The organism is Neisseria sp. RH3002v2g (assembly GCF_014596425.2).
Classification (GTDB): Bacteria; Pseudomonadota; Gammaproteobacteria; order Burkholderiales; family Neisseriaceae; genus Neisseria.
In genome coordinates, this window is record NZ_CP110721.1 from 1,933,109 (window position 1) to 1,958,945 (window position 25,837).

The 25,837-nt window shown below is 50.3% G+C and carries 24 protein-coding genes, 3 tRNA genes and 1 rRNA gene; 25 read left to right on the plus strand and 3 right to left on the minus strand.

From position 1 onward, the window contains the following. Positions 1 to 89: 89 nt before the first annotated feature. The 8 genes from rrf to BBP27_RS09150 all read left to right on the plus strand — a co-directional run bounded on the left by rrf (position 90) and on the right by BBP27_RS09150 (position 6,125). Positions 90 to 203: ribosomal RNA gene (gene rrf / locus BBP27_RS09115) — 5S ribosomal RNA — on the plus strand. A 380-nt stretch (positions 204 to 583) separates the two neighbouring features. After that, complete coding sequence (locus BBP27_RS09120; protein ID WP_188211820.1) at positions 584 to 871, plus strand: ComEA family DNA-binding protein; 288 nt, start codon at positions 584 to 586, stop codon at positions 869 to 871. Between the two features lie 178 nt (positions 872 to 1,049). After that, on the plus strand, positions 1,050 to 1,544 hold the full coding sequence (locus BBP27_RS09125; protein ID WP_265511079.1) for a type IV pilin protein: 495 nt from the start codon (positions 1,050 to 1,052) through the stop codon (positions 1,542 to 1,544). 1,044 nt (positions 1,545 to 2,588) lie between these two features. Then, positions 2,589 to 3,509, plus strand: a complete 921-nt coding sequence (pyrB, locus tag BBP27_RS09130) for an aspartate carbamoyltransferase (protein ID WP_003749217.1) — start codon at positions 2,589 to 2,591, stop codon at positions 3,507 to 3,509. Positions 3,510 to 3,519: 10 nt separating this feature from the next. Then, entirely contained in the window at positions 3,520 to 3,978 is a 459-nt protein-coding gene (gene pyrI, locus BBP27_RS09135; protein WP_003749219.1) for an aspartate carbamoyltransferase regulatory subunit, read from the plus strand. A 193-nt stretch (positions 3,979 to 4,171) separates the two neighbouring features. Next, positions 4,172 to 4,837, plus strand: coding sequence for a DUF8453 domain-containing protein (locus tag BBP27_RS09140; protein ID WP_188212424.1), 666 nt, complete (start codon positions 4,172 to 4,174; stop codon positions 4,835 to 4,837). A 275-nt stretch (positions 4,838 to 5,112) separates the two neighbouring features. Beyond that, the gene (locus BBP27_RS09145) at positions 5,113 to 5,976 is read left to right on the plus strand and encodes a GNAT family N-acetyltransferase (protein WP_188212423.1); all 864 of its coding nucleotides are present in this window, start codon (positions 5,113 to 5,115) and stop codon (positions 5,974 to 5,976) included. 23 nt (positions 5,977 to 5,999) lie between these two features. Next, complete coding sequence (locus tag BBP27_RS09150) at positions 6,000 to 6,125, plus strand: hypothetical protein (protein ID WP_265511080.1); 126 nt, start codon at positions 6,000 to 6,002, stop codon at positions 6,123 to 6,125. Positions 6,126 to 6,191: 66 nt separating this feature from the next. Here BBP27_RS09150 and BBP27_RS09155 read toward each other — a convergent pair whose 3' ends face one another. Continuing rightward, positions 6,192 to 6,695, minus strand: a complete 504-nt coding sequence (locus BBP27_RS09155) for a hypothetical protein (protein ID WP_188212422.1) — start codon at positions 6,693 to 6,695, stop codon at positions 6,192 to 6,194. 221 nt (positions 6,696 to 6,916) lie between these two features. On the opposite strand from BBP27_RS09155, the gene pyk reads away from it, so the two are divergent. Continuing rightward, positions 6,917 to 8,389 carry a pyruvate kinase gene (gene pyk, locus BBP27_RS09160; RefSeq protein WP_049322224.1) on the plus strand — a complete coding sequence of 491 codons (1,473 nt, stop codon included), beginning with the start codon at positions 6,917 to 6,919 and terminating at the stop codon, positions 8,387 to 8,389. A 176-nt stretch (positions 8,390 to 8,565) separates the two neighbouring features. Next, a complete protein-coding gene (locus BBP27_RS09165) occupies positions 8,566 to 9,981 on the plus strand; it encodes an OmpP1/FadL family transporter (RefSeq protein ID WP_188212421.1) in 1,416 nt (471 codons plus the stop codon). Positions 9,982 to 10,288: 307 nt separating this feature from the next. On the opposite strand, the gene BBP27_RS09170 is transcribed toward BBP27_RS09165, so the two are convergent. Beyond that, the gene (locus BBP27_RS09170; RefSeq protein ID WP_188212420.1) at positions 10,289 to 11,554 is read right to left on the minus strand and encodes a LysM peptidoglycan-binding domain-containing protein; all 1,266 of its coding nucleotides are present in this window, start codon (positions 11,552 to 11,554) and stop codon (positions 10,289 to 10,291) included. A gap of 234 nt (positions 11,555 to 11,788) precedes the next feature. Between BBP27_RS09170 and def the strand changes: the two genes are divergently transcribed. From def to topA, 10 genes are all read left to right on the plus strand, one after another. Then, the gene (def, locus tag BBP27_RS09175) at positions 11,789 to 12,292 is read left to right on the plus strand and encodes a peptide deformylase (RefSeq protein WP_003678675.1); all 504 of its coding nucleotides are present in this window, start codon (positions 11,789 to 11,791) and stop codon (positions 12,290 to 12,292) included. A 135-nt stretch (positions 12,293 to 12,427) separates the two neighbouring features. Continuing rightward, positions 12,428 to 13,354 (plus strand): methionyl-tRNA formyltransferase, encoded by a 927-nt coding sequence (fmt, locus tag BBP27_RS09180; protein ID WP_188212419.1) that lies wholly within the window; start codon positions 12,428 to 12,430, stop codon positions 13,352 to 13,354. A gap of 33 nt (positions 13,355 to 13,387) precedes the next feature. Beyond that, positions 13,388 to 13,906, plus strand: a complete 519-nt coding sequence (locus BBP27_RS09185) for an O-acetyl-ADP-ribose deacetylase (protein ID WP_188212418.1) — start codon at positions 13,388 to 13,390, stop codon at positions 13,904 to 13,906. Positions 13,907 to 13,953: 47 nt separating this feature from the next. Then, positions 13,954 to 15,213, plus strand: coding sequence for a 16S rRNA (cytosine(967)-C(5))-methyltransferase RsmB (gene rsmB, locus BBP27_RS09190; RefSeq protein ID WP_188212417.1), 1,260 nt, complete (start codon positions 13,954 to 13,956; stop codon positions 15,211 to 15,213). Then, positions 15,179 to 15,772 carry a DUF4390 domain-containing protein gene (locus BBP27_RS09195; RefSeq protein WP_188212416.1) on the plus strand — a complete coding sequence of 198 codons (594 nt, stop codon included), beginning with the start codon at positions 15,179 to 15,181 and terminating at the stop codon, positions 15,770 to 15,772. The genes rsmB and BBP27_RS09195 overlap by 35 nt, the downstream gene beginning before the upstream one ends. Before the next feature lie 3 nt (positions 15,773 to 15,775). Then, positions 15,776 to 17,902 carry a sensor histidine kinase gene (locus tag BBP27_RS09200; RefSeq protein ID WP_188212415.1) on the plus strand — a complete coding sequence of 709 codons (2,127 nt, stop codon included), beginning with the start codon at positions 15,776 to 15,778 and terminating at the stop codon, positions 17,900 to 17,902. After that, positions 17,889 to 19,163 (plus strand): sigma-54-dependent transcriptional regulator, encoded by a 1,275-nt coding sequence (locus BBP27_RS09205; RefSeq protein WP_188212414.1) that lies wholly within the window; start codon positions 17,889 to 17,891, stop codon positions 19,161 to 19,163. Before BBP27_RS09200 ends, BBP27_RS09205 begins: the two co-directional genes overlap by 14 nt. A gap of 234 nt (positions 19,164 to 19,397) precedes the next feature. Beyond that, entirely contained in the window at positions 19,398 to 20,588 is a 1,191-nt protein-coding gene (gene dprA / locus BBP27_RS09210) for a DNA-processing protein DprA (RefSeq protein WP_188212413.1), read from the plus strand. 24 nt (positions 20,589 to 20,612) lie between these two features. Beyond that, on the plus strand, positions 20,613 to 21,068 hold the full coding sequence (locus BBP27_RS09215; protein ID WP_003749244.1) for a Smg family protein: 456 nt from the start codon (positions 20,613 to 20,615) through the stop codon (positions 21,066 to 21,068). A gap of 79 nt (positions 21,069 to 21,147) precedes the next feature. Further along, a complete protein-coding gene (gene topA, locus BBP27_RS09220; protein ID WP_188212412.1) occupies positions 21,148 to 23,454 on the plus strand; it encodes a type I DNA topoisomerase in 2,307 nt (768 codons plus the stop codon). Positions 23,455 to 23,528: 74 nt separating this feature from the next. Here topA and BBP27_RS09225 read toward each other — a convergent pair whose 3' ends face one another. Then, on the minus strand, positions 23,529 to 24,224 hold the full coding sequence (locus BBP27_RS09225) for a hypothetical protein (protein ID WP_188212426.1): 696 nt from the start codon (positions 24,222 to 24,224) through the stop codon (positions 23,529 to 23,531). A 268-nt stretch (positions 24,225 to 24,492) separates the two neighbouring features. On the opposite strand from BBP27_RS09225, the gene rsmD reads away from it, so the two are divergent. The 5 genes from rsmD (at position 24,493) to BBP27_RS09250 (ending at position 25,810) form a co-directional block, all read left to right on the plus strand. Beyond that, a complete protein-coding gene (gene rsmD, locus BBP27_RS09230; protein WP_188212411.1) occupies positions 24,493 to 25,065 on the plus strand; it encodes a 16S rRNA (guanine(966)-N(2))-methyltransferase RsmD in 573 nt (190 codons plus the stop codon). A 122-nt stretch (positions 25,066 to 25,187) separates the two neighbouring features. After that, on the plus strand, positions 25,188 to 25,439 hold the full coding sequence (locus BBP27_RS09235; RefSeq protein ID WP_003679513.1) for a YfhL family 4Fe-4S dicluster ferredoxin: 252 nt from the start codon (positions 25,188 to 25,190) through the stop codon (positions 25,437 to 25,439). Positions 25,440 to 25,537: 98 nt separating this feature from the next. Further along, positions 25,538 to 25,621, plus strand: a tRNA-Tyr gene (locus BBP27_RS09240). A 31-nt stretch (positions 25,622 to 25,652) separates the two neighbouring features. Beyond that, a tRNA-Gly gene (locus BBP27_RS09245) sits at positions 25,653 to 25,726 on the plus strand. Positions 25,727 to 25,735: 9 nt separating this feature from the next. Beyond that, a tRNA-Thr gene (locus BBP27_RS09250) sits at positions 25,736 to 25,810 on the plus strand. The last annotated feature ends 27 nt before the right edge of the window (positions 25,811 to 25,837 follow it).

Genomic DNA, 25,837 nt, shown 5'->3' on the forward strand with positions numbered 1-25,837 from the left:
TGAAGAACTTCAAATAATAAAAGCTTACTGACTGATTCAGTCATCACCGAATAATTGATTAAGGCTTTACCGATTTGTAACAGTTTAAGTTTGGCGGCCATAGCGAGTTGGTCCCACGCCTTCCCATCCCGAACAGGACCGTGAAACGACTCAGCGCCGATGATAGTGTGGTTCTTCCATGTGAAAGTAGGTCACCGCCAAACACCCATTCCGAAGCCTCCGACTGATGTCGGGGGCTTTTTACATGCCTGTCGTTTCTATCGGTTTGGCGGCAGAATTGGGGTAACAGGTGTTGGGATCACACATTGGGATAGTGATATGCCGGTGTTTATGGAGTATTTGTGCATCTTGGTATTGGAATCGGAAATATTTACCCTGTTGTTATTCTTGCACAAAAGTACCGAAAGTTATGGTTAACCGTTTGGAATGTTTGAAATCGAACGGTATTTGCGTTAATATGTCGTATGCATTTATATGGAATAGGGCCGTGTTCTACTGTCGTGTGGCAGTGTCGGCGGGGTGGGGAAAACCGTCCTGCAGACGGCCCGGTTGATTCAATCCAACACGTTATAGGAAAACCCTGATGAAGAAATTTTTATTTGGTGTAGTTGCCGCCGTGTGTACGGCATTCTCTTTGGCTGCCGTGAACGTCAATACGGCCTCTTCTGTGGAACTGGAGGCATTGCCGGGTATCGGCCCGGCTAAGGCGAAGGCGATTGTGGAATACCGTCAGAAGAACGGTGCGTTCAAATCGGTGGAGGAGCTGAAAAACGTGAAGGGCATCGGTGATGCGGTGCTGAACAAGTTGAAGGCGGAGGCGACGGTTTCTTCTGCCGCGCCTAAGGCCGCCCAGCCTGCCGTGAAAAAATAAGCCGGATTCTGCCTGTATGCCGCCCTGCGGCCGAACCGTTTGCCGGTTGGGCCCGGGGCGGCTTTGTTTGGGGCGGCGGGGATGAAGCTTGAACCAGTGGGAGGATTCCATTGGGTAAAGGGATAAACGGATAGGACGCCTATTGGATAGGGATATAAAAGATAAAGGGAAGAAAGATATGTACTTAAAAGCATTTGACGGAAAACGGAATGGGGCAACTGTGCAGAGGGGCTACTCATTGGTACAGCTGTTGGTGGTGATGCTGCTGGTTTCGATCTTGGCGGCGGCTGCCTTTACGGCCTATCGGGAATCGGTCCGCTCGGCCAACCTGCGTGCGGCGCATGCCGCGCTGCTGGAAAATGCGCGCTTTATGGAGCAGTTCTACACGAAAAAGGGCAGCTTTAAGCTGACGTCGACGAAGTGGCCGGAATTGCCGGTGAAGGAGGCGGGCGGTTTCTGTATCAGGATGAGCGGTCAGGCTAAGGGGATTCTGGAGGGTAAGTTTACTTTGAAGGCGGTGGCGCTGGACAGGGAGGCGGAGCCGAGGGTGCTGCGCTTGAACGAGTCGCTGACGGCGGTGGTGTGCGGGAAGATGAAGGGGACGGGCAGCTGTGCGGACGGCGAGGAGATATTTAGGGGTAATGATGCGGAGTGTAAGCCTTTTATGGGGTAGAAATCTGATCGAAAAGGGGGGAGGCGGATAAAGAAAAAAGGACGTGCGCGGGCACGTCTTTGGGTAGGCTGATCTCAACCTCGAGTACAGTATTATTGTCTTAACCTGTTTTATTATTTTGACGAACTGAATATTTCAAATCCAGTACCTTATGTTGACACTGCAACCAGCCGTCGGAAGGTAATGCCCTGGTCATAACTATTGGGAATTAACTGTAAACGGAGCGGAAAAGTTTAAAAGTAGAGAAATCGGTAGTTTAAGTTATTGATGCAACATTATTCAGACGGCCCGAGCGGTCATGGGTAAGGACAATAAAAGATAAAGGCTGCAGACAAATTACACCAAGCAAAGATAGCATTGTCTGCAGGGTAGAAAGCTGGTTGATACAGCAAACATATATCTGTATCTATTTTGAAAGGCTATATTGAGAAACTGCACATCACTCCTTCAATGTCGACGAGATAAGGTATGGCAGAATGCTCGATCAAAGGCTACGGCAGCAAAACAGATGGCACCTAGAAAAACATCAGCTACAGACCTGCATTATTGAAAAGCCCTTTGCAACAACTCATCGACGGAAACGCAAATCAAATACAACCGAATATTTGTTGAAAAACCCGTTATGTAGTTGAACAAAGCTTTGTTACGTTTCACTGTAAATCAGGCTGTGAACTTAATTTGCTTTAGGCAACATGGATGTGCAACGCTATTCGAAAGCGATATGTTTGAATCGTTGAAGTGGTTAACAGCTTACTTGCGCTTATTTGCTCCTACAAGATGCGAGTATTGTGAAGATAAAAGGAAACTGTCAAATCCCTGTATTTGAATTTTGGCTGTTGAGAATGAAAGATTTTTTGCAAAGGTCTTAGGCCGTCTGAAAACTTGATAGAAGCAGTCGTCTGTTAAATATGCGATAATGCGGGAGATTTCATGGGTGTGGTAGAAACATGGTTGAGACTGTCCGGTGGGAATCATGCCGGACAACGATGGAATCGGTTTGCTTGAAACGCCCGCTTTGCGGGTTTTTTATGGGAAGGAATGGTCATGCCTAATCCGCTTTATCGGCAACATATTATTTCAATTTCAGATTTGACGACGGAGCAGCTTGAATTGCTGCTTCAGACGGCCTTGAAGTTGAAAAAGCAGCCTCGTGAAGATTTGCTTGAAGGTAAGTTGATTGGTTCGTGCTTTTTTGAACCGTCCACCCGTACGCGTTTGTCTTTTGAAACGGCGGTACAGCGTTTGGGTGGGAAAGTTATCGGTTTTTCCGATGGCGCGAATACCAGTGCGAAAAAGGGTGAAACGCTTGCGGATACTGCGAGGATTATTTCCAGCTATACGGATGCGATTATTCAGCGACACCCGAAAGACGGTGCGGCCCGTGTGGCGGCCGAGTTTTCGAGCGTGCCCGTGATTAATGCCGGCGATGGTACCAACCAACATCCGAGTCAGACGCTTTTGGATTTGGTCACGATTTATGAAACACAGGGCAGTTTGAGCAATTTGAAGATTGCGATGGCCGGTGATTTAAAATATGGCCGTACGGTACATTCATTATGTCAGGCGCTGAAGCGTTGGGGTTGTGAATTTGCGTTTGTTTCCCCTCCCAGCTTGGCGATGCCGGACTATATCACTGAAGAGCTGGAAGAGGCCGGTTGCCCTTATCAAATTTTGCCCGGCTTGGAAGAAGCGGTCGAATGGGCGGATATTTTGTACATGACCCGCGTTCAGCGCGAACGTTTTGATGAGCAGGAATTTGCCAAAATCCAGGGTAAATTCAATCTTGATGCGTCAATGCTGGCAAATGCCAAATCCAATTTGCGCGTCTTGCATCCTTTACCGAGGGTAGATGAAATTCATCCGAATGTGGATAAAACACCTCATGCCTATTATTTTGAACAGGCAACCAACGGTGTGTATGCACGGATGGCAATTTTGTCTTTGGTATTGAACGAAGAAGTTTAAGGAGCGAAAGATGGAAAACTCAAAACTCAGCGTGGAAGCGATTGAACAAGGTACGGTCATTGACCATATTCCTGCCGGTAAAGGCTTGGCCATTTTAAGGCAGTTCAAGCTGTTGCATTATGGCAATGCAGTAACGGTTGGCTTCAATTTGCCCAGCAAGACGCAGGGCAGCAAAGACATTATTAAAATCAGCGGCGTATGGTTGGATGCCAATGCAGCAAACCGTTTGGCTTTATTTGCCCCTGAAGCAGTGGTCAACAAAATCGATCGGTTTAAGGTCGTTGAGAAACAGCATTTATCATTGCCGGATGAAATTTCGGAGGTATTCCGCTGTCCGAATACCAATTGCGCCAGTCATGGCGAGCCGGTCATCAGCCGTTTTTATGTCCGCTCACATCATGGGCAGACGCGTTTGAAATGTCATTATTGCGAAAAAACCTTCTCGCGTGATTCGGTTGCCGAAGCTTGATAAAAATCTCAGGCCGTCTGAAGACACGGCTGCGAAATTTGAGTTGTTTGCTTGATACATTAGATGATAAAAAGCAAGATATTAAGCCAAGTTGCGTTAAAATTACGTTAAAATAATGCCTTCCGGGTTGATGACATTATTCGCCCGAAAGGCATTATTTTTTAATAACATGATACGAAATGTAGGAAAACTCATGCACTCATCCATACAAAGCCGGTTTGCCCCAATTTTATACGTCTTAATTTTCTTTGCCGGATTTTTAGCCGCACAAGTTTGGTTTAATCAGCAAGCCTATTTGGCCAATCTTCCCCTTTTGGTTACAGCCATTTCTGCCGTTGCATTGGTTTGGTTGATTTGGGCCGTCGTCTCTGCGCGATCCAAAGCCAAAAGCAAGATGTTGCACCGTGAGCAGCTGATTCAAAAAGAGAGCATTCATCCGGTTTTACATGCGACATTGCAGCGTTCTGACGGGCAAACGGATTTATTGGTTTTGGTTGTCCGCAATAGCGGTAAGGGCTTGGCGAAGAATGTGCGCTTTGAGGCAGAACCTTTGCCGGATCACTTGCCGAGCAAGCTGGTTGCCGATGCGGTTATGCGCTTGGAGATGTTTTCCGGCGGCGTGGATATGCTGGCATCGGGCGAATTGTATGGCGGCGTGTTTGCAAGCATGTTGGCGCTGGCTGCCGAATTGCCGGACCAAACATTTGGCGGCGTGTTGAAACTGAAAGCCACTTATGAAAATGCCTTTGGCGATCAATGCACTTCTGAAAGCGTTTTGGATTTGAGCATATTGAATTTCAATTTGTTAGAAATTAGATCCAGTGGCGAGCAAAAGCCCCGCAAGAAATTGTTGTATTGATATTCAAAATATGCAGGCCGTCTGAAACCGAAATACTTGTTTTCAGACGGCCTGTTGTTATTTTTCAAATGATTTTTGAAGAAAAAGAGGCGTATCGGGTATAATAATCAAAGAATTCGAAACGGATTGTCAGGATCGGCAAGCCGTCTCATCATTGTCGTATTTCAAAACCTTACTGATATTTTTTCAATAATCTGTTGCTATGTATCGGAACTTTTTCTGATGTTGGCACTGGCGAAATATTCCTTCAGCCATTTATTCTCAGGAAGCTGCTTATGTTAGTGTGTAATCCTTATGAAGTTGTGATCCATGGTACGACCAGCAAAGGCAAGATTTTCCGACCAAGCGACTGGGCGGAGCGCCTGTGCGGTATTTTGTCTTCCTTCACCAAAGACAACCGTCTTTCCTATTCGAATTGGGTGCGCCCGATTTTGGTGGATAATGTCCGTTGCGTGGCAGTCGATAAAAAACTGGAAGAAGACAATCCGCAAATGTTCCGTTTCTTGATGGATTTTGCAGCGGATAATGATTTGCGCGTGATTGACTGCAAAGCCTTACTCAAAGAGCAGGAAAGCAAACAGCAGGGCGAAGTGCCGGTCGAGCGCGTTTTGTTGGCGCAGGCGATTGAAGAAAAACACGCCGCCGAGCGTGAGGAAGCGGCCGATACCCAGTCCGAGCCTCAAGCTGCCGCGCCTGTGGTCGGCGTATTGCGTGAAATTCCGCCGGAAGAAACTGCGACCGCTTTTGCGGCATTGAGCATTCTGCGTTCTTCTTTGACCGATATTCACCGTTTTGTCGAACAAATCAACGAGCATCAGCGTAAAACCGGCTACCGCCTGCTGGGCATTTTTGAAGAAGGCAAACAAAATGCCGTAGCCGTATGCGGTTTCCATGCCGCGTACAATTTGGCCAGCGGTTACCACATCCATATTGACGACATCGTAACCATGCCTCAATGCCGCCAAAAAGGCTATGCTTCACGCTTGTTGGAAGAAGTACGCAAAATCGGTGCGGAAACGGGTGCGACCAAAATCCATCTGAATGTCCATGTGAACCATGACCGTGCAGATGCGCATCGTCTCTACTTCAAAAACGGATTTGAAATTTGTGCGTACCATTTCCGTTGCGATCCGAAATAATGGTTGTAAAAAGAGGGAATCCCATGTTGAAGATTTTGACTACGGCTGTTTTGGCACTGAGTTTGGCGGCTTGCGCATCAGGCAGCGGAGGCAGCTCGCAAATGTATGGTGAGATTAAGGCCGGTGTAGAAACCAGCCATCAACGTTGAGGCATATAATGACAAGGCCGTCTGAAATAGTTTTTTTTGTTTCAGACGGCCTTTTTTGCAGCTTGATTAGAGGGTAGCGGAGGCATCGTCGGTGGCAACAGTCCGATGCAGGCGATACCAATTGTACAGGCGCAAGATGCACAAGAAAGCAATAATGGGCATGCAGGCTGCGGTAACCAGATAACGCGGGTTGCTGAAGTTTAAAACATTGCGGCCGGAAAGCAGCGACAAAGCGGCATGCAACCATTCCCACAAAGACGAAATGCTGAATGCCAAAACAGCCAACAGACCGAGGGTTCGGAAAATACCGATGGGCAGGATTTGTCGGCGTAATACGGCGCGGTTGAGTTGGAACAAAACAATCAAACCGAAGCCGATGATGCAGACCATGCCGCCGTTGGCGACGATTTGCAGGCTGTTGAAGGCGATGTCGGGCGTAACGGAAAGCGTGCCGGACTGGTTGGATGCAGTTTGTTGCAAGTTTAAGCCTTGCATCACATTCAGGACGAAACCGTATATCAGGTCGGCCAAAACGATGCCGATGGGCAGAGGAGTCAGAAAACGTTTCATAGATCGGTCGGATATTTCAGTATTCTATTCGGATGAGTGAGGCCGTCTGAAAATTAAACATGACGACGTGAGGGTATATTGTATCCGATAGGAAAGTAGGTTAATGCAAAAATAAATTTAGTTTAAGTCAGAAAATGATGTAATTTTACGCCAACATTATTGCATTAAGAGTACAATCCTCTTCATTATCAAACGTGAAATCAACAGGAAAGGACGTTTACATGAGCCAATTGCAACGTGATTTAACCCGTATCAGCCACAATACCAAAATTGTCGCCACACTGGGTCCGGGCAGCAACAATGTACAATTGTTGGAAGACATGATCCGTGTCGGCGGCCTTAATGTCGTCCGTTTCAATTTCAGCCACGGTACGCCGGAGTTTCATGAAGAAAATGCCCGTATCGTACGCGAAGCCGCGAAACGTGCAGGTCAGGAAATCGCCATTCTGGCCGACTTGCAAGGGCCTAAAATCCGCGTGGGCAAAATTGCCGGCGGCAGCATCGAATTGAACAAAGGCGAAACGCTGGTTCTTGATGCCGCACTTGAAGGCGAAGGCACACGCGAAGCGGTTGGCCTGGACTACCGCGATTTGCCCAATGACGTCGCTGCCGGCGATGTTTTGTGGCTGGACGACGGCCTGTTGACTTTGACCGTTGAAGCGGTTGAAGGAAGTAAGATTATTACAAGGGTAGAAAACAGCCATGTGCTGAAAAGTAACAAAGGTATCAACAAACGCGGCGGCGGCCTGTCTGCCGGAGCGTTGACCGAAAAAGACTTCCGCGACTTGAAAACCGCGATTGCCATCGGTTGCGACTACTTGGCCATCAGCTTTGTGAAATCTGCCGAAGATTTGCACATCGCACGCGCCAAAGTCGAAGAAGAAATGAAAGGCAGCACTGCCGTACGCCCCGGTTTGGTTTCCAAAATCGAGCGCGTAGAAGCCATTGAAAACCTGGACGAAATCATCCTTGCCAGCGACGGTATTATGGTTGCCCGCGGCGACTTGGCGGTTGAAGTCGGACACGCAGCCGTCCCCGCCCTGCAAAAACGCATGATCCGCCGTGCCCGTGAGTTGCGCCGCTTCAGCATTACCGCAACCCAAATGATGGAATCCATGATCACCAACCCCGTACCGACCCGCGCGGAAGTCAGCGACGTGGCCAACGCGGTATTGGACGGTACCGATGCAGTGATGTGTTCCGCCGAAACCGCCGTCGGCGCGTATCCGTTTGAAACCGTCAGCCAAATGGCGATTATTTGTGCGGCTGCGGAAAAAGAACAAGATTCGCTCAACGGCGTTGCCGAACAGGTTGAGTATCCCGAAGCCGTCAGCACCAACTTGGCGATTGCCGGCGGTGCGGTCAGCGTGGCGCGCGCAGTTCACGCCAAAGCCATTGTTGCCCTGACTGAAAGCGGTTCGACCGCCTTCGAAGTCAGCCGCCACAACATCACCCTGCCGATTTTTGCCCTGACGCCGAGTGTTTCAGCGCAACGCCGCATGGCGATGTACCGCGGCGTGCGTCCGTTGATTTTGGCCACCAGTACCGACCATGATACCGCGCTGAACGAAGTGGAAGCCATGTTGGTAGAACACAAAATCCTCCAAAGCGGCGACCAATACATCATCACCAGCGGTTCGAAAATGCGCGAATCCGGTTCGACCAATACGCTGGAAGTGTTGCAGGTCAAATAATTGCAGTGATCCGATGATTGGAAGAGCAGGCTGTTTTAGCCTGCTTTTTTTGTGTAAAAAAAGAAAAGATTAGGCAAAAATAATGATGTAGTATAGAATTGAGTGCCTATACTAAATCAATAAAGGACGTTTCAGACGGCCTTTTTCTTTGTCCGCTACTTTCACGGTAAACCAAAATGATTCATTTCAATCTGAAAAAAACAGCATTTATTTTAAGCGCAGCACTGTTATCTACCGCCGTCCAAGCCTCCGGCTACCACTTCGGCACACAATCCGTTAATGCACAAGGCACGGCCAACGCCGCCGCCGCCGAAGCCGCCGATGCATCAACCATTTTCTACAACCCGGCCGGTTTGAGCAAAATCGACAGCAGCCAAATTTCCGTCAATGCCAATATCGTTTTTCCAAGCATTCACTATGAAGCGGAATCTGCAAAACACTTCCGTACGGGTGCCGATGTCAGCGGCTCGACCAGCGGCAAAATTACCGAAACCACCGTTGCTCCGCACATCTATGGCGCGTACAAAGCCAGCGACGATGTCACTTTGGGTTTGGGCGTGTACGTTCCCTTCGGCTCTGCAACCGAATATGAAAAAGATTCAGTATTGCGCCACAACATCAACAAACTGGGTTTGACCACCATCGCTATCGAGCCGGTAGTCGCATGGAAACTGAATGAGCAACACACCGTCGGTGCCGGTTTGATTGCCCAATATTCCAAAGCCGAATTGCGCAAATACTCCGACTGGGACGCTTCCGGCGCCATCAGCCAATTGGCCAGCGGCTTGGCTTCCCGTCAAGCAGGCCGTCCCGTTGCTGTCGATGCGACCGGCAAAGCTGACGGTCATGCCGATGTAAAAGGCCACGATTGGGGCTTCGGCTACCAACTGGCGTGGATGTGGGACATCAACGACCGCGCACGCGTGGGTGTGAACTATCGTTCCAAAGTATCGCATACGCTGAAAGGCACTGCCGATTGGGAAGCGGACGGCGCATATGCAAAACGTGCTTGGGATTTGGGTGCAATGGCTGCACGCGGTTATGTGCCGAACGAAAAAGCCAGCGTCAAAATCGTTACGCCTGAGTCTTTGTCTGTTCACGGTATGTACCGCGCTACAGACAAAACCAATTTGTTCGGCGATGTGACTTGGACGCGCCACAGCCGCTTCAACAAAGCCGAGCTGGTGTTTGAAAATACCAAAAACGTTGTCAACGGCAAATCCGACCGTACCGTCATTACGCCTAACTGGCGCAACACTTATAAAGTTGCATTCGGCGGCTCTTACCAAGTTACCGAACCATTGCAACTGCGTGCCGGTATCGCTTTCGACAAATCACCGGTTAAAAGTGCTGAAGACCGCATGAACAGCCTGCCTGACGGCAACCGTATCTGGTTCTCCGTTGGTGCTAAATATCAACTGGGTAAAAAACATGTGATCGATGCGGCGTACAGCCATATCCACATCAATGACACGGTTTACCGCACCGGCAAAGCCAGCGGCAACGACGTGGACAGCCGCGGTGCATCCTCTGCCCGCTTCAAAAACAAAGCGGATATCTTGGGCTTGCAATACACTTACAAATTCAAATAATCGGATTTGAGTGGTGGATAAAAAGGCCGTCTGAAGATTTCAGACGGCCTTTTTAATTGGCAGGAACAGATGGAACAATCAATAGGCAATAAATAGCGTGTTGGGCTTTCCATATTGCTGATTGGAATGGCAGAACGGGAAGACGATAGAAAAAGGGCAGCCGATTAAAGGCTGGAGAAATGAGATGGTGTTTGCGCTTTAAACAACGCGTTACCAATTTTATTTAATGGGCGGAAATCAAAAGGCCGTCTGAAAAACAGGTTTTCAGACGGCCTTTATTTGTCAGATGGCTGCTAAGAAAGCTCAATCAGCTGCGGACTTCCAGTTCGATTTCTCTTTCTTGTTCGTCTTCGGCCGGTTTGTCCATGGTTTTTTCATCGGCCATGTTGTCCAAATCGCGGCCGGGCTCGGAGGCGGTATCGCCGATGGAAACGCTGTTCAGGCTTTCCAAAATAATGGCGGAGGCCAGATGGTCGGATGTGCGGTACACCATTGCCAAACCGATTTCTTCCGCCGGAATGGAAACCAATTCAACCGTATCTTTGTCTTTCGGCTTGCGAATCAGGTTATTGGACAGATTGACACGGACTTGGCGGCCGCGTTTGTAGAGGCTGACCACCGTGCCTTTGTCCAGGCCGTCGAGTTCGCCTTTATCCAAAGTAATGGTTTGGAACTGGCCGGCTTCGCCCACGCCGTCGAAGATGGAAACGACTTTGGCCTGAATCGGACGGGCAGGGGCGTGAGGCATAACATTGAAACTGTCGAGGCCTTCGGGCAGTTTCAGCAGATAGTCGTCTTTGCGGATTTCGGAAACGGCTTCTTCGATAACCAAAGGTTGAGCGGACTGGGTGCGCAGCTTCATGACTTTGTTGACTTGGGTGTAATACTCGTTGCTTTTGAGTTTTTCGTCAGAAGCGCGGGTACGGTTTTCCAAGGCGGAGTCGGTGTAAGGCAGCGTGTTGGCGATGCCGCTGAACACGACTTCTTGGCCGAGGAATTTGCCGGTTTCCGGATCGGTGATGTTTTTATTGACGCGGTAGGTCAGGTAGCGGCCGGGTTCGGTCAGGCCGTATGCGTACACGCGGTTGCCTTGGGTGTAGAGGACGCGGTTGTCGGGGCCTGCAATCAGGCGCGGTGCGTTGGCGGTTTCTTCCGGAGCGATAATCTGCGGATGTTTCATGAACATACGGTAGAGATTGACGTTGACGGTCGGAATACCGTAGCCGGAAGTTTCGCGTACGCGCGGATGCAGTTTGATCACGGGAATGCCGTCTGAACGGGTTTGAGCGTGTTCAAAACCCAGTCGTGGCTGGCCGTTGACGTAGCGTAAAACCAACACCTGACCCGGATAGATCAGATGCGGATTGCGGATGGCGCTGCGGTTGGCGCCCCAAAGGCGGTTCCACTGCCATGGGCTGTACAGGTATTTGCCGGAAATGCCCCACAAGGTATCGCCGTTTTTAACGACGTAGCGTTGCGGCGCATTGGGGCGGATTTTTAAAGAAGCTGCCTGAGTGTGGGCAGAAATAGCCATGCCTGCCATGCAAAGCAGGGTTATAATACGTTGTTGCATAACCGTTCCCCTTGAAATCGGTTTGGTTTGTCTTCAGATGATAAACAGAGAAGGTCGGAGTTTGCGAAACTGCCGCCCATCCATCAATACGATAACGAACGGCCTCTGTCGCGCTATCTTAACATTTTTCGGCGTTATTTTAGCATTGAATGTTGCTGTCATGGCAGGAGATTGTGGCGGCGGAAACCAAATCTGTATGAAAATCACACATCAGCTTTATAAAACGAGAATATTATGGCTTTACTGAACATCCTCCAATACCCTGACGAGCGTTTGCACACGGTCGCCAAACCTGTTGAGAAAATTGACGAGCGCATCCAGACATTGGTTGCCGATATGTTTGAAACCATGTACGAAGCACGCGGTATCGGCTTGGCGGCCACTCAGGTCGACGTACACGAGCGCATCGTCGTGATGGATTTGACCGAAGACCGCAGCGAGCCGCGCGTGTTCATCAACCCCGTCATTGTCGAAAAAGACGGCGAGACGACTTATGAAGAAGGCTGCCTGTCCGTGCCGGGCATTTACGATACCGTAACCCGTGCCGAGCGCGTCAAAGTCGAGGCTTTGAACGAAAAAGGCGAGAAATTCACGCTGGAAGCAGATGGACTGTTGGCAATCTGTGTGCAGCACGAATTGGACCACCTGATGGGCATCGTGTTTGTCGAACACCTGTCGCAGCTGAAACAAGGCCGCATCAAAACCAAACTGAAAAAACGTCAGAAACACACCATCTGACCTAAGCATCGTTTAAAGGCCGTCTGAAAAGACAAAACAGAAGGCAGACTTCGGTTTTCAATCTTTCAGACGGCCTTTTCAGCTGAAACAGTTTACCCAACGCGCCCATTCAAACCATTTCCACAAGGACACAACATGAAAGTCATCTTTGCCGGTACGCCCGATTTTGCCGCCGCCGCCTTGAAAGCCATCGCCGCCGCAGGTTTTGAAATTCCGCTGGTGTTGACCCAGCCCGACCGCCCCAAAGGCCGCGGCATGCAGTTGACCGCATCGCCGGTCAAACAGGCTGCCTTGGAATTGGGTTTGACCGTGGCGCAGCCGGAAAAGTTGCGCAATAACGCCGAAGCCTTGCAAATGCTCAAAGATACGGGCGCGGATGTGATGGTGGTGGCCGCGTATGGCTTGATTTTGCCGCAGGAAGTGTTGGATACGCCCAAACACGGCTGCCTCAATATCCACGCCTCGCTGCTGCCCCGTTGGCGCGGCGCGGCGCCGATTCAACGTGCGATTGAAGCCGGCGACGCAGAAACCGGCGTGTGCATCATGCAGATGGACATCGGCTTGGACACCGGCGCTGTGGTCAGCGAACACCGCTACGCCATCCAGCCTACAGATACCGCCAACGAAGTGCATGACGCGCTGATGGGTTTGGGTGCGGAAGCGATTGTGGCCAACTTGCAGCGTTTGCAGGCGGAAGGCCGTCTGAACGCGGTCAAACAGCCTGAAGAAGGCGTTACCTACGCCCAAAAATTAAGCAAAGAAGAGGCGCGTATCGATTGGAACGAAAGCGCGGACATTATCGAGCGCAAAATCCGCGCCTTTAACCCCGTTCCTGCCGCGTGGGTCGAGTATCAAGGCAAACCGATGAAAATCTGGCGTGCCGAAGTCGTGGCCAAACAGGGTAAGGCAGGCGAGGTGTTGTCTTGCACTTCAGACGGCCTGCTGGTGGCGTGCGGTGAAAACGCGCTGAACATCACCGAATTGCAGCCTTCCGGCAGCAAACGCATGAGCATACAGGCATTTGCGGCAGGCCGGACGATTGAAGTCGGAACGGTTTTGTAACAGGCTGGAAACCAACGTAGAGGAAAGAAAACAATGGCTGTTTTTGAAGTGGTCGAGGGCGATATTACCCGATTGGCAGTCGATGCGATTGTCAATGCTGCCAATTCATCGTTGTTGGGCGGTGGCGGCGTGGACGGTGCGATACACCGCGCCGCGGGCAAAGAGCTGCTGGAGGAGTGCCGCACTTTGGGCGGTTGCCGCACAGGCGAAGCCAAAATAACTAAAGGCTACCGTTTGCCTGCGCGTTTTGTCATTCATACGGTCGGGCCGGTATGGTTTGGCGGAAAACAAAATGAAGAGGCCAAATTGGCACAATCCTATGCCAATTCCTTGCTGCTTGCCCAGAAACACGATCTTCACAGCATCGCCTTTCCGTGCATCAGCACCGGTGTGTACCGCTTCCCGGCCGAAGCCGCCGCGCGTATCGCTTTGGAGAGTTTGAAGCAAACCCTGCCGCAATGTCCGGCAGTGGAAAAAATCATCTTTTGCTGTTTTTCCAAAACAGATGCCGAATATTATCGGACATTGCTGGCTGCCGAACAAGCCGTCTGAGATCCTCCGAACACTTGAAATCAAATTATGAATCAGAAAGCAAAAATATGAGTATGTCCCTCGCCCAAAAACTGGCCGCCGACAGCGTTGCCGCGGTTGCCGAAGGGCGCAATCTTCAGGATGTTTTGGCGGAAATCCGCGCGGCGTATCCGCAGCTGACGGCGCAGGAAAACGGCGCCTTGCAGGATATTGCCTACGGTTGCCAACGTTATTTGGGCAGTTTGAAATATATGCTTGGGCAAATGCTGAAGAAGCCGATTGACAATCCGCAGCTAGAAAGCCTGCTTTTGGCGGCGATGTACCAACTGCATTACACGCGCAACGCGCCTCATGCCGTGGTCAATGAGGCGGTGGAAAGCATTGCCAAAATCGGCCGCGGCCAGTTCCGCTCGTTTGCCAATGCGATTTTGCGCCGCTTTTTGCGTGAACGCGACAAGCTCGCGGCTTCCTGCAAAAAAGACGATGTGGCGAAACACAATTTGCCGTTGTGGTGGGTGGCTTACTTGAAAAACCATTATCCGAAACATTGGCACAACATCACCACCGCGCTGCAATCGCATCCGCCGATGACTTTGCGCGTCAACCGCCGACACGGCAATGCTGAAAGCTATTTGGAAAAACTGGCCGCGGAAGGTATTTTGGCCAGGGCATTGGACGAATACGCCGTGATGTTGGAAGAAGCCGTGCCGGTAAGCCGCCTGCCCGGTTTTTCAGATGGCCTGGTGTCTGTGCAGGATTTTGGTGCGCAACGTGCTGCCTATTTGTTGAACCCGAAAGACGGCGAACGCATCCTCGATGCCTGTGCGGCGCCGGGCGGTAAGACAGGCCATATCTTGGAACTGGCAGATTGTCATGTTACTGCTTTGGATATAGACGAAGGCCGTCTGAACAGGGTGAAGAGCAATCTTGACCGTTTAGGCTTTCAGACGGCCTCTTTGGCTTGTGCCGATGCGCAGGACTTGGCGGCATGGTATGATGGCAAGGCCTTTGACGCTGTTTTGGCCGATGTGCCGTGTACCGCTTCGGGTGTGGCGCGGCGCAATCCCGACGTCAAATGGCTGCGCCGACCGACCGATGCCGTCAAAACCGCACGCCAACAGGAAGCATTATTAGACGCGCTGTGGCAGACCCTGACGAAAAACGGCAGGATGTTGCTGGCTACCTGCTCGGTCTTTGTCGAAGAAAACGACGGTCAATTGCAAAAATTCCTTAACCGCCATGCCGATGCCGAGCTAATCGAATCGCATGTGCTTTTACCGAACAAACATCAAGATGGCTTTTATTACGCGCTTATTAAAAAGCAGTAAAACGCTGATTGTACCGCTCTTGCTTGCCGTGTCGCTGAACGCGGCGGGCGAGGGCATCAGTGCGACCCGTGCTGAGGCAAAGCTGACCCATGCCGGACAGCTTTCCGTCAGCAGCCGTTTCCGCACCGACCTGCCCGATCAGCTCAAAGAAGCACTCAAACAGGGCGTCCCCCTGCATTTCAATTTAAGTTGGCAGCTGTCGGCGCCGTCCGTGGCGTCTTATAAATTCAAGTTCGACCAGCTGCTCAACAACGACAGCACGATTCAATATAAATTATCCTTCCATCCGCTGACCAACCGCTATCGCGTTGCCGTCGGTACGTTTTCTACCGAGTACGACACGCTTGAAGCTGCCTTGCGCGCAGTGGGCGCGGTCGCGAATTGGAAGGTTTTGTCCAAGGGTGCGCTGAGTGATGTGGCCGCCAAAGACACGAAGGCTGAAATCCGCCTGCTGCTGACAACCGCCAAGCTGCCCAAACCGTTCCAAATCAATGCCCTGACGTCTAAAAACTGGCATTTGGATTCGGGTTGGAAATCCTTGTCGGTCGTACAGGAGTAAACCATGCGCCGCTTTCTCCTGATTGCCGCCGTATTTGCCGTAGTTTTGTTGTACGGCCTGACTGTTGCAACGGGCAGCAGCAACGTATTGTCCGATTATTTCTGGTGGATTGTCGCCTTGTGCGGCTTGCTGTTGCTGGTGTTGGCCGCGGTGTTGGTGCGCTATGTCGTGCTTTTGATGCGCGACAATAGCAAAAGCGTGTTCGGTTCGCAGATTGCGCGTCGGCTGTCGGGGATGTTTACCTTGGTTGCCGTATTGCCGGGCGTGTTTTTGTTCGGTATTTCCGCCCAGTTTATTAACGGCACGATTAATTCTTGGTTTGGCAACGATACCCATGAGGCATTGGAGCGCAGCTTAAACTTGAGCAAATCCGCGCTGAACTTGGCGGTGGACAACGCGGTCAGCAACGCCACGCCGGTGCAAATCGACTTAATCAGCGCCGCTTCGCTAGACGGCAACTTGGGGCAAACGCTGGCCCAATCCGCGCCTACTTCCGAATTTGCCCAGCTGGCGCTTTATAACGCGACCACCCATAAAGTCGAGAAAAGCATCAATCCCCTGAAACTGAATCAACCGACGCTCAACAAAGAAGGATGGGAGCAGCTGGAGCAGACCGGCTCGGTACGCAGTTTGGAAAACATCGGCGGCGTGCTGTATGCTCAAGGCTGGATGCTGATCGGTACGCATAAAAATCAGGATTATGCGTTGTTTTTCCGTCAGCCGATTCCGAAAGATGTTGCTCAAGACGCGACGCTGATTGAAGCGGCCCGTGCCAAATACGCCGAGCTGAGTTATACCAAAAAAGGCCTGCAAACCTTTTTCCTGTCCACGCTGTTGGTCGCGACATTGTTGGCCATCTTTTTGGCGTTGGTGATGGCTTTGTATTTTGCCCGCCGTTTTGTGGCGCCGGTGTTGTCGTTGGCAGAGGGCGCGCGGGCGGTGGCTCAGGGCGACTTCAGCCAGACCCGGCCGGTATTCCGCAATGACGAGTTCGGCCGTTTGACCCAATTGTTCAACCACATGACCGAGCAATTGGCGATTGCCAAAGAGGCGGACGAGCGCAACCGTTTGCGCGAAGAAGCCGCTCGCCATTATTTGGAATGCGTGTTGGAAAGTTTGACCACAGGCGTGATTACTTTGGATGCCGACGGCCGTCTGAAAACCTTTAATAAAGCCGCCGAACAGATTTTGGGCGTTTCGCTGGTGTCTTTGTGGGGCAGCAACTGGCATCAATGGCACGGCAAATCGCCGCAGCAAACCCTGTTGGCCGATGTGTTTGCCGCCATCAATGAAACCGCCGACAGCGACAAACCCGTCCAAGTCGAATATGCCGCGCCCGACGATGCCCGAATCTTGTTGGGCAAAGCCACCATCCTGCCGGAAGACAACGATAACGGCGTGGTGATGGTGATTGACGACATTACCGTCTTGATACGCGCGCAAAAAGAGGCCGCATGGGGCGAAGTGGCGAAACGTTTGGCGCACGAAATCCGCAATCCGCTCACGCCCATCCAGCTTTCCGCCGAGAGATTGGCATGGAAATTGCATGATAAACTTGACGAGCAAGACGCCCAAATCCTCAGCCGTTCAACCGATACCATCGTCAAACAGGTTGCCGCGCTGAAAGAAATGGTCGAAGCATTCCGCAATTATGCGCGTGCGCCGTCGCTGAATTTAGAAAAACAAGATTTAAACGGTTTGGTGTCGGAAGTATTGGTATTATATGAGGCCGGCGCGTGCAAATTTAATGCACGGCTTAGCGCTGACGCCCTGCCGATTGCCGCCGATACGACGGCCATGCGCCAAGTGTTGCATAACCTATTTAAGAATGCCGCAGAAGCGGCGGAGTCGGACGAAGCGCCGCAAGTAAACATCGAAACAGGACGCGAAGGCGGACAGGTTTTCCTGACCGTCTGCAACAACGGCAAAAGTTTCAGCAAAGAAATGCTGCACAATGCTTTTGAGCCGTACGTTACCGACAAACCGACAGGAACGGGGCTGGGTTTGCCCGTTGTGAAAAAAATTATCGAGGAGCATGGCGGCCGCATCAGCCTGAGCAATCAGAACAGCGGCGGCGCGTGCGTCAAAATAGCTTTACCGGAAATGGCAGAAACTTATGCGAAGCAGTGATATTTTGATTGTAGATGATGAAGTAGGCATCCGCGACCTGCTCTCCGAAATCCTTCAAGACGAAGGCTATACCGTTACTTTGGCCGAAAATGCCGAAGAAGCGCGCCAATTGCGTTACCAAACGCGTCCGGCCATGGTATTGCTGGACATTTGGATGCCCGATTGCGACGGCATCACTTTGTTGAAAGAGTGGGCGAAAAACGGCCAACTCAATATGCCCGTGGTCATGATGAGCGGCCATGCCAGCATCGACACCGCGGTTGAAGCCACCAAAATCGGCGCGCTCGATTTTCTGGAAAAACCGATTGCCCTGCAAAAACTCTTGTCCGCAGTAGAACGCGCCTTGAAACATGGCGAAGTTCAGACGGCCTCCGGCATGACTTTGGACAAACTGGGCAACAGCCCCGTCATTCAAGAAATGAACGGCAGCATTGAAGCGGCCGCTAAACACAACCGCCCGCTGTTGTTGGCCGGTGAGGCAGGCTCGCCGTTTGAGATTGTCGCCCGCTATCTGCACAAAAGCAGTACGCCTTGGGTGGCAACCGACCGTGTCGAACACATTGTCGATACGCCGTTGGAGCTGTTGCAAAAAGCATCGGGCGGTATTTTGTATGTCGGCGATATTGCCCGTTACAGCAAAAACATCCAAAACGGCATCGCTTTCTTGCTGGAGAAAGCCGACCGCTACAATGTCCGTGTGATTGCTTCATGCGGCTTTAAGCGCGGCGAGAGCGCCGATGACGTCGTTGCAGGCCGACTGGCGGAGCTGTTGAAAGAGCGTATCAATATCCCTTCTTTGCGCAGCCAGCCGGACGACATCGTCTTTTTAATCAACCGCATCATGACCGATTTGGCCGAAAGTCAAAAAATCCAGCCGGTAAAATTCAGCGACAGCGCGTTGGTGGTTTTGCGCCAATACGATTGGCCGGGCAATTACGACCAGCTTGCCGAAACGGTGAAAAACATCATGTTGGAATCGGACGGCAAAGAAGTGGACGATCAGGCCGTTGCCGCGGCTTTGGGTCAGAAGGAAAATGCAACGGCGACAGAAATCATCGGTGGCTTCAATTTCAATATGCCTTTGCGCGAATTGAGGGAAGAAGTCGAGCGCCGTTACTTTGAGTACCACATTGCCCAAGAAGGCCAAAATATGAGCCGTGTGGCGCAAAAGGTCGGTTTGGAGCGTACGCACCTTTACCGCAAACTCAAACAACTCGGTATCAGCGTATCGCGCCGCAGCGCCGACAAATCCGAAGAATAAGCGCAATATCGGTTCAAACACAAAAGAGGCCGTCTGAAAGCCATCAGGTTTTTCAGACGGCATCGTCATTTGACGGTTTGCTTGGATAAGCAATATTTGATAAAGAATAATGATATGGCCCGGCATTGTTGTTTTGCATTTTGGGCCGACAAAAGTTTTATACCAATAAAATTTTCAGACGGCCTTTATTTACTTCAGGCCGTCTGAAAACCATTACGAAAAGGGAACAGATTGATGACGGAAAACGAGCGTTTTGCTTGGTTGCAACTGGCATTTACGCCCTATATCGGCGCAGAAAGTTTTTTGGTGCTGTTGCAGCAATTCGGTAGTGCACAAGCTGCCTTGAGTGCGCCGGCAGAAAAAATTGCCGCCCTGGTACGCCATAAACAGGCGGCCGAATCGTGGCGCAATGCGGACAAACGGGCTTTGGCGCAGCAGTCTGCCGAAGCCGCTTTACAATGGGAAATGCAGGACGGTTGCCGTCTGTTGCTGCTGCAAGATGATGATTTCCCCGAAATGCTGACGCAAGGCATTACCGCGCCGCCGGTTTTGTTTTTACGCGGCAATGCAGAGTTGTTGCACACGCCTTCTGCCGCAATTGTCGGCAGCCGCCATGCCACGCCGCAGGCAATGCGGATTGCCAAAGATTTCGGCAGGGCGTTAAGCGAAAAAGGCATTCCCGTCGTATCGGGTATGGCTTCGGGTATCGATACTGCCGCCCATCAGGGCGCATTGCAGGCAGATGGTGGCACCATCGCCGTCTGGGGAACCGGTATAGACCGCATTTACCCGCCGTCCAATAAAAACCTTGCTTATGAAATCGCTGAAAAAGGATTGATTGTCAGCGAGTTCCCTTTGGACACGCGTCCGTTTGCAGGCAACTTTCCGCGCCGCAACCGTCTGATTGCCGCATTGTCGCAGCTGACATTGGTGGTCGAAGCGGCATTGGAATCCGGCTCGTTGATTACTGCCAAGCTGGCGGCGGAGATGGGGCGCGAAGTGATGGCGGTGCCCGGTTCGATAGACAATCCGCACAGCAAAGGCTGCCACAAGCTGATTAAAGACGGGGCAAAATTGGTGGAATGTTTGGACGATATTCTTCACGAATGTCCGCAGCTATTGCAAAATACGCCTGTTCCATCATATTCTATAAATAAGACGGTAAAACCCAAAAACGACCAAACCAAACGTCTGCAACCCAAAACAATAGCGGATGAACCGCCAAGGCCGTCTGAAAACCCTCCTGCCGCCCCATCGACAAGCGCTTTATTGGAGGCAATGGGTTACGACCCGATACACCCCGATATTTTGGCGCAACAAACCAATACGGCAGCGGCAGACGTATACGCACAGCTTTTGGAATATGAACTTGACGGTATCGTCGCCGCCTTGCCGGGCGGCCGTTATCAGCGTATCAAAGCATAAATTATCTATATTTGAGGAACCAGCATGACCGAAGTCATTGCCTATTTAATCGAACACTTCCAAGATTTCGACAATTGTCCGCCTCCGGAGGATTTGGGTCGCCTCTTGGAAGATGCAGGTTTTGACGCTACGGAAATCGGCAATACATTGATGATGATGGAAGTCTTGTTCAATACGTCCGAATTCTATGCCGAGCCGTTTAACAGCGATTCCCTGCGCGTATTCTGCCGGGAGGAAGCTGAAAACCTGCCGCAGGAAGTCATGGGCTTGATGCAGTATCTGGTTGCCGAACACGCAATTACTTATGAGCAACGCGAAATCGTCATTCACGCCCTGATGCACATTCCATCGGACGAAATCACCCTCGATACCGCCAAAGTATTGGTATTGCTGGTGTTGTGGATGCACAAGAGCGAGTTGCCCGTCCTGATTGGCGACGACTTGATGAGTGCGTTGACCGGACAAAACGTGATGCACTAAACCTTTTTTCAGACGGCCTGAACAAAATGATAAAAGGCCGTCTGAAACATAAACCCAATACATCCAAAAGAGAACAACAATGGCGAAAAACCTATTAATCGTCGAATCCCCGTCCAAAGCCAAAACCCTGAAGAAATATCTGGGCGGTGATTTTGAAATCTTAGCGTCTTACGGTCATGTCCGCGACTTGGTACCCAAAAGCGGAGCAGTCGATCCCGACAACGGCTTTGCCATGAAGTATCAGCTGATCAGTCGCAACAGCAAACACGTCGATGCCATCGTCGCAGGGGCCAAAGAAGCCGAAAACATCTACCTCGCAACCGACCCGGATAGGGAAGGCGAAGCCATTTCCTGGCATCTTTTGGAAATCCTCAAATCCAAACGCGGCCTGAAAAACATCAAGCCGCAGCGTGTCGTGTTCCACGAAATCACCAAAAACGCCGTACTCGATGCCGTCGCCCATCCGCGTGAAATCGAAATGGATTTGGTTGATGCGCAACAAGCCCGCCGCGCTTTGGACTATCTGGTCGGTTTCAACCTCTCGCCATTGTTATGGAAAAAAATCCGCCGCGGTTTGAGCGCGGGCCGCGTGCAAAGTCCCGCCCTGCGTTTGATTTGCGAACGCGAAAACGAAATCCGCGCGTTTGAAGCGCAGGAATATTGGACGGTGCATCTCGACAGCCACAAAGGCCGCAGCAAGTTCACCGCCAAACTCGCCCAATACAACGGCGCGAAACTCGAACAATTCGACCTGCCGAACGAAGCCGCGCAAGCCGACGTGTTGAAAGAACTCGAAGGTAAAGAGGCCGTCGTTACCGCCATCGAAAAGAAAAAGCGCAGCCGCAATCCCGCCGCGCCGTTCACCACATCCACCATGCAGCAGGATGCCGTGCGTAAACTTGGCTTCACCACCGACCGCACCATGCGTACCGCCCAACAGCTTTATGAAGGTATAGACGTAGGGCAGGGCGCCATCGGTCTGATTACCTATATGCGTACCGACAGCGTGAATTTGGCTGATGAAGCGTTAACCGAAATCCGCCATTACATCGAAAACAAAATCGGCAAAGAATATCTGCCAAGTGCCGCCAAACAATACAAAACCAAATCCAAAAACGCCCAAGAAGCCCACGAAGCGATCCGTCCGACTTCCGTGTACCGCACGCCTGAAAGCGTCAAACCCTTCCTGAGCGCAGACCAGTTCAAACTCTATCAAATGATTTGGCAGCGTACCGTCGCCTGTCAGATGACGCCCGCCAAATTCGACCAAACCACCGTCGATATTACCGTCGGCAAGGGCGTATTCCGCGTAACCGGACAAGTGCAAACCTTCGCAGGCTTCCTCAGCGTTTACGAAGAAAGCAGCGACGATGAAGAAGGCGAAGACAGCAAAAAACTGCCCGAAATGAGCGAGGGCGATAAACTGCCCGTGGACAAACTCTACGGCGAACAACACTTCACTACCCCTCCGCCGCGCTACAACGAAGCCACACTGGTTAAAGCCCTCGAAGAATACGGCATTGGCCGCCCATCGACCTACGCCAGCATTATTTCCACGCTCAAAGACCGCGAATACGTTACCCTTGAGCAAAAACGCTTCATGCCCACCGACACAGGCGACATCGTCAATAAATTCCTGACCGAACACTTCGCCCAATATGTCGATTACCACTTCACCGCCAAACTCGAAGACCAGCTTGACGAAATTGCCAACGGCAAACGCCAATGGATCCCTGTGATGGACAAATTCTGGAAGCCATTTATCAAGCAAGTGGAAGAAAAAGAGGGTATCGAACGCGCCAAATTTACCACGCAGGAACTCGATGAAACCTGTCCGAAATGCGGCGAACACAAGTTGCAAATCAAATTCGGCAAAATGGGTCGTTTTGTTGCGTGTGCCGGTTATCCCGAATGCAGCTACACGCGCAACGTTAACGAAACCGCCGAAGAAGCCGCCGAACGCATCGCCAAAGCCGAAGCCGAGCAAGCCGAACTTGACGGACGTGAATGCCCCAAATGCGGCGGTCGCCTAGTGTACAAATACAGCCGCACCGGCAGCAAATTCATCGGCTGCGCCAACTATCCGAAATGCAAACACGTCGAGCCGCTGGAAAAACCGAAAGATACCGGCGTCCAATGCCCGCAATGCAAAAAAGGCAACCTCGTCGAGCGCAAATCCCGCTACGGCAAACTGTTTTACAGTTGCAGTACCTATCCGGATTGTAACTACGCCACTTGGAACCCGCCCGTCGCCGAAGAGTGTCCGAACTGCCATTGGCCGGTTTTAACCATCAAAACCACCAAACGCTGGGGCGTGGAAAAAGTCTGCCCGCAAAAAGAATGCGGCTGGAAAGAACAGATTGAACCGCCTGCACCGAAAGAATGATGAAAGTAGGTTGGTTTAAAGAGAAAAGGTCGTCTGAAAAAATTTCAGACGACCTTTGCTTTTCTGTGATTGTTTTATTTAAATCCGCGTGTCGTTTTAAAGTCCGATAAAATACGGTTCATTTCTGGTTCAAATAAGGCTATGTAATCGTAAGATAGACCGCGGCTGGCACTAGGGTGGGGCAGGCAGACGACTTCGCAATTTTCAAACGATTGGAATCTGATTTTGAAACGTGTACCGCTAAAATCTTTTTGTACTACTCGTAGCGGTTGAGTTTGTTTTCCGACAAGCTGCTCAAAGCGCGGCAATACATTTGCGCGATTAAGATAATTTGTCAGATTACTTCCCATGAAGAGAATCAATTTAGGGCGTAGTTTCTCAATGTGGTAGAGAAAATTATCGACGTGTTCAGGCTGGAGAAATTTGTTTGGATTGTCGATTTTGTTGCCCTGAGTGGCTGCCCAGTTGGTTTGTACCAGGGATTTTTCAAATGCACCGCCCAATCCATTTTCGTCTAAGGGGTGTCCCCACATTTCAAACCAATTTTTTATCGTATTGTCGTAACGCCACTTTTTTGCCTGCTCACCGTAATAGAGGGATTTATTGGCAAATGTATGGTCGATTTTGTTTTCAGGGAGTTTGTATTCACCTGCTACATAAGCAGCCTCATCGGCTTTACTCCAACCCCATTCATACCCACAAATCATTAAGCCATGTTTGTCGTTGTAACCTTGAAATATACTGTTACTGAGATTCAGATCTGACATGATAGTAGTCTTACATTAATGTTTCAAAAATGACTACTCATTATAAATAAGCAAATGTAATTTATCTAGTTTTATGTTTAAGTTGAAAACATACTTCACACGGTGAAACGCAGTTCAATATTTCATGTCGTCAAATTCAAAACCACAAGGTCGTCTGAAAAATTTTTCAGACGACCTTGTGGTCTCTAAAAGCAGAGATCGAAATACGGTTTGATAGCAGTTTCACTATATAATTGAGGCCGTCTGAAAACCCGGCATCTTTTAAAAAATTATGGCAAATAACAAACATTCCAAACACACCAATCAAGTACGCATCATTGGCGGGCAATGTAGGGGACGAAAGTTAACTTTTCTGTCCGCAGATGGTTTGCGTCCGACACCTGACAGCGTGCGTGAAAAACTGTTTAACTGGTTGGGTCAGGATTTAACCGGCAAAACAGTATTGGATTTATTCAGCGGTAGTGGTGCTTTGGGAATGGAGGCTGCTTCTCGTCATGCGGCAAAAGTGGTAATGGTCGATAACCACCGCCAAACTGTACAAACACTTCAGAAAAATATCCGTGAATTAGGTTTGAAACAGGTGGAAATCGTGTGTTCAGACGGCATGGCTTATTTGACAAGGCCGTCTGAAAAATTTGATGTCGTGTTCCTTGATCCGCCGTTTGCATGGGAAGATTGGCAAAATTTGTTTATCCGATTGCAAAGCCACTTGAAAAATGAGGCGATGGTCTATATTGAAGCAGGGAAGCTGCCTGAAAAACCGGATTGGCTGGAAATTTATCGGGAAGGAAAGGCGGGAATGAGTAAGTTTGAATTATTGCTCTATTCGCAAGTTGCTGAATAGTATGGAATTTGAGAATCATTCCCAAGGTGTAAAACATTCTTTCAAACGAATTGTTCCGACGTCATTTGTGCTATAATCCGCGCCCAATCGGTTTTGATAATTTAAGAAAAAAGGAAATAGAAATGTCGCTCTTTATTACAGATGAGTGCATTAACTGCGATGTGTGCGAACCGGAATGCCCTAATGATGCCATTTCGCAAGGTGAAGAAATTTACGAAATCAATCCAAATTTGTGTACGCAATGTGTGGGCCATTACGATGAGCCGCAGTGCCAACAGGTATGTCCTGTCGACTGTATCTTGATCGATGAAGAGCATCCTGAAACGCACGAAGAACTGATGGCTAAGTACGAAAAAATCATTCAGTTTAAATAAATAGTGTTTAAAAGCAAAAGCTTGGATATTTTTAAAGAAATAAGTGAAAAAAAATCTTGACGGAAATCTGAGTTGCAAATAAACTAGCGTTCTCTTTTGGAGGGATTCCCGAGCGGTCAAAGGGGGCAGACTGTAAATCTGTTGCGTGAGCTTCGAAGGTTCGAATCCTTCTCCCTCCACCAAAAATTCTTACTTGGAGCAAATAGTGAGTATGCGGGTGTAGCTCAATGGTAGAGCAGAAGCCTTCCAAGCTTACGGTGAGGGTTCGATTCCCTTCACCCGCTCCAAACAATTTCGCCCATGTAGCTCAGGGGTAGAGCACTCCCTTGGTAAGGGAGAGGTCGGCAGTTCAAATCTGCCCATGGGCACCATCTCATTATTACCCTTTCTTTCAAAAG

Coding starts and splice junctions, on each gene's coding strand:
- BBP27_RS09120 (WP_188211820.1), top strand. CDS start 584: ATGAAGAAATTTTTATTTGGTGTAGTTGCCGCCGTGTGTACGGCATTC.
- BBP27_RS09125 (WP_265511079.1), top strand. CDS start 1,050: ATGTACTTAAAAGCATTTGACGGAAAACGGAATGGGGCAACTGTGCAG.
- pyrB (WP_003749217.1), top strand. CDS start 2,589: ATGCCTAATCCGCTTTATCGGCAACATATTATTTCAATTTCAGATTTG.
- pyrI (WP_003749219.1), top strand. CDS start 3,520: ATGGAAAACTCAAAACTCAGCGTGGAAGCGATTGAACAAGGTACGGTC.
- BBP27_RS09140 (WP_188212424.1), top strand. CDS start 4,172: ATGCACTCATCCATACAAAGCCGGTTTGCCCCAATTTTATACGTCTTA.
- BBP27_RS09145 (WP_188212423.1), top strand. CDS start 5,113: ATGTTAGTGTGTAATCCTTATGAAGTTGTGATCCATGGTACGACCAGC.
- BBP27_RS09150 (WP_265511080.1), top strand. CDS start 6,000: ATGTTGAAGATTTTGACTACGGCTGTTTTGGCACTGAGTTTGGCGGCT.
- BBP27_RS09155 (WP_188212422.1), bottom strand. CDS start 6,695: ATGAAACGTTTTCTGACTCCTCTGCCCATCGGCATCGTTTTGGCCGAC.
- pyk (WP_049322224.1), top strand. CDS start 6,917: ATGAGCCAATTGCAACGTGATTTAACCCGTATCAGCCACAATACCAAA.
- BBP27_RS09165 (WP_188212421.1), top strand. CDS start 8,566: ATGATTCATTTCAATCTGAAAAAAACAGCATTTATTTTAAGCGCAGCA.
- BBP27_RS09170 (WP_188212420.1), bottom strand. CDS start 11,554: ATGCAACAACGTATTATAACCCTGCTTTGCATGGCAGGCATGGCTATT.
- def (WP_003678675.1), top strand. CDS start 11,789: ATGGCTTTACTGAACATCCTCCAATACCCTGACGAGCGTTTGCACACG.
- fmt (WP_188212419.1), top strand. CDS start 12,428: ATGAAAGTCATCTTTGCCGGTACGCCCGATTTTGCCGCCGCCGCCTTG.
- BBP27_RS09185 (WP_188212418.1), top strand. CDS start 13,388: ATGGCTGTTTTTGAAGTGGTCGAGGGCGATATTACCCGATTGGCAGTC.
- rsmB (WP_188212417.1), top strand. CDS start 13,954: ATGAGTATGTCCCTCGCCCAAAAACTGGCCGCCGACAGCGTTGCCGCG.
- BBP27_RS09195 (WP_188212416.1), top strand. CDS start 15,179: ATGGCTTTTATTACGCGCTTATTAAAAAGCAGTAAAACGCTGATTGTA.
- BBP27_RS09200 (WP_188212415.1), top strand. CDS start 15,776: ATGCGCCGCTTTCTCCTGATTGCCGCCGTATTTGCCGTAGTTTTGTTG.
- BBP27_RS09205 (WP_188212414.1), top strand. CDS start 17,889: ATGCGAAGCAGTGATATTTTGATTGTAGATGATGAAGTAGGCATCCGC.
- dprA (WP_188212413.1), top strand. CDS start 19,398: ATGACGGAAAACGAGCGTTTTGCTTGGTTGCAACTGGCATTTACGCCC.
- BBP27_RS09215 (WP_003749244.1), top strand. CDS start 20,613: ATGACCGAAGTCATTGCCTATTTAATCGAACACTTCCAAGATTTCGAC.
- topA (WP_188212412.1), top strand. CDS start 21,148: ATGGCGAAAAACCTATTAATCGTCGAATCCCCGTCCAAAGCCAAAACC.
- rsmD (WP_188212411.1), top strand. CDS start 24,493: ATGGCAAATAACAAACATTCCAAACACACCAATCAAGTACGCATCATT.
- BBP27_RS09235 (WP_003679513.1), top strand. CDS start 25,188: ATGTCGCTCTTTATTACAGATGAGTGCATTAACTGCGATGTGTGCGAA.